The 2429-nt window shown below is 68.6% G+C and carries 2 protein-coding genes and 1 pseudogene; all 3 read left to right on the plus strand.

The window, feature by feature from the left end; genetic code table 11:
• Positions 1-698 (plus strand): (Fe-S)-binding protein (locus tag ACGFMP_RS37185; protein WP_393678526.1); only part of this gene is annotated, 698 nt, incomplete at its 5' end.
• Positions 695-2176, plus strand: coding sequence for a lactate utilization protein B (locus tag ACGFMP_RS37190; RefSeq protein WP_393678528.1), 1482 nt, complete (start codon positions 695-697; stop codon positions 2174-2176). The genes ACGFMP_RS37185 and ACGFMP_RS37190, both read left to right, overlap by 4 nt.
• Positions 2173-2429 (plus strand): annotated as a pseudogene (locus tag ACGFMP_RS37195) (lactate utilization protein C); the annotation flags it as partial. The gene ACGFMP_RS37190 and the pseudogene ACGFMP_RS37195, both read left to right, overlap by 4 nt.

A 2429-nucleotide genomic window follows, 5' to 3' on the forward strand; every position in this document is an offset into this window, starting at 1 on the left:
TGGGTGTGGAGGTGGACTTCCCCGCCGGGCAGACCTGCTGCGGCCAGGCCCACTACAACACCGGCTACCGGCACCAGGCAGAACCACTGGCCCGCCGCTACGCCGAGGTCTTCGACGGCTACGACCACATCGTCACCCCCTCCGGCTCCTGCGCGGCCATGGTCCGCGACAACTACCCCCGCATGATCGAGCGCGCCGCAGCCGAAGGCCGCCCCCACGCCCTCGGCAACACCCTCGACACCCTGCCCAGGACCTACGAGCTGACCGAATTCCTGGTCGACGTACTCAAAGTCACCGACGTGGGCGCCTACTTCCCCCACACCGTCACCTACCACCCCTCATGCCACGGCCTGCGCATGCTCGGACTCGGCGAACGACCCCGACGACTCCTCCAAGCCGTACGAGGCCTGGAACTACGCGAACTGCCAGGCGCAGAGGAATGCTGCGGCTTCGGCGGAACCTTCGCCGTCAAGAACCCCGACGTCTCCACCGCCATGGGCCAGGACAAAATCGACAACGCCCTGAACACCGGCGCCCAAGTCCTCTGCGGCGCCGACAACTCCTGCCTCATGCACCTCGACGGCATCCTGCGCCGCCAGGACGCCCCACTCCGGGCCGTACACCTGGCCGACATCCTCGCCTCGACCGAGGAACACCCCTACCAGGCACCGGAAACGGCAGGAGGAAAGATCCGATGAGCGGTACGTATCTGGGATTGCCGTCCTTCCCGGTGGCCGCCCGCGAGTCGACCCGCGACGAGCAACTCCGCGCGAACCTGCGGCACGCCACCCACACCATCCGCACCAAACGCGCCACCGCGATCAACGAACTCACCGACTGGCCAGAACTACGCCAAGCCGGCGCCGCCATCAAAGACCACACCCTGACCCACCTGGACCACTACCTCCTCCAACTCGAGGAAGCCGTCACCGCCGCGGGCGGCACCGTCCACTGGGCCACCGACGCCGACGACGCCAACCGCATCGTCGCCGACCTGGTCCGCGCCACCGGCGAAACCGAGGTCGTCAAGGTCAAATCCATGGCCACCCAGGAAATCGGCCTCAACGAAGCCCTCGCCGAACACGGCATCACCGCCGTCGAGACCGACCTGGCCGAACTCATCGTCCAACTCGGCAACGACCGCCCCTCCCACATCCTCGTCCCCGCCATCCACCGCAACCGCGCAGAAATCCGCGACATCTTCACCCGCGAAATGGCCACCTGGGGCCGCCCCGCACCCGACAACCTCACCGACACCCCCACCGAACTCGCCGAAGCCGCCCGCCTCCACCTCCGCGAGAAATTCCTCCGCGCCAAAATCGCCATCTCCGGCGCCAACTTCATGATCGCCGAAACCGGCACCATGGTCGTCCTGGAATCCGAAGGCAACGGCCGCATGTGCCTCACCCTCCCCGACACCCTCATCAGCGTCGTCGGCATCGAGAAGGTCATCCCCACCTGGCAGGACCTGGAAGTCTTCCTCCAAACCCTCCCCCGCTCCTCCACCGCCGAGCGGATGAACCCCTACACCTCCACATGGACCGGCACCACCCACGGCGACGGACCACGACACTTCCACCTCGTCCTCCTCGACAACGGCCGCACCGACACCCTCGCCGACACCACAGGACGCCAAGCCCTGCGCTGCATCCGCTGCTCCGCCTGCCTCAACGTCTGCCCCGTCTACGAACGCGCCGGCGGCCACGCCTACGGCTCCCCCTACCCCGGCCCCATCGGCGCCATCCTCACCCCCCAACTCCGCGGCACCACCGGCACCGTCGAAGCCTCACTCCCCTACGCCTCCACCCTCTGCGGCGCCTGCTACGACGTCTGCCCCGTCGCCATCGACATCCCCGAAGTCCTCGTCCACCTCCGCGAGAAGATCGTCCAGGGAACCCACCCCTCGCCCACCAGCACGACAACCCGTATCCGCCCGGCAAAAGGCCACGCCGCCGAACGCGCCGCCATGCGCACCGCCCTCTGGACCCTCAGCCACCCCACCCTGCTGCGCCACACCCAACGCCTCGCCATCAAAACCCGCCGCCTCCACCCCCGGCGCATCCCCGGCAGGACAGCCCACGCCTGGACCGACACCCGCGACCTCCCCCAACTCCCCCAGCAGCAATTCCGCGACTGGTGGCACGCCAACCACCCCACCCCCAAGGACGACCGATGAACTCCCGCGACACCGTCCTGGCCCGCATCCGCAACGCCCTCGACCACACACCCCCACCACCACCGGGCCCCACCCCCATCGCCCGCGACTACCTCACCACGCACGCCGACCGCACCCCCGACCAGAGCGCGGACCTCCTCGCCGAGAACCTCGCCGACTACCGCGCCAACGTCCACCGCACCACAGCCACCGAACTCCCCACCACCATCGCCCGACTGCTCACCCAGCACGGCACCCGCACCCTGCTCACCCC

The organism is Streptomyces sp. NPDC049040 (genome assembly GCF_043197715.1).
Taxonomy (GTDB): Bacteria; Actinomycetota; Actinomycetes; order Streptomycetales; family Streptomycetaceae; genus Actinacidiphila.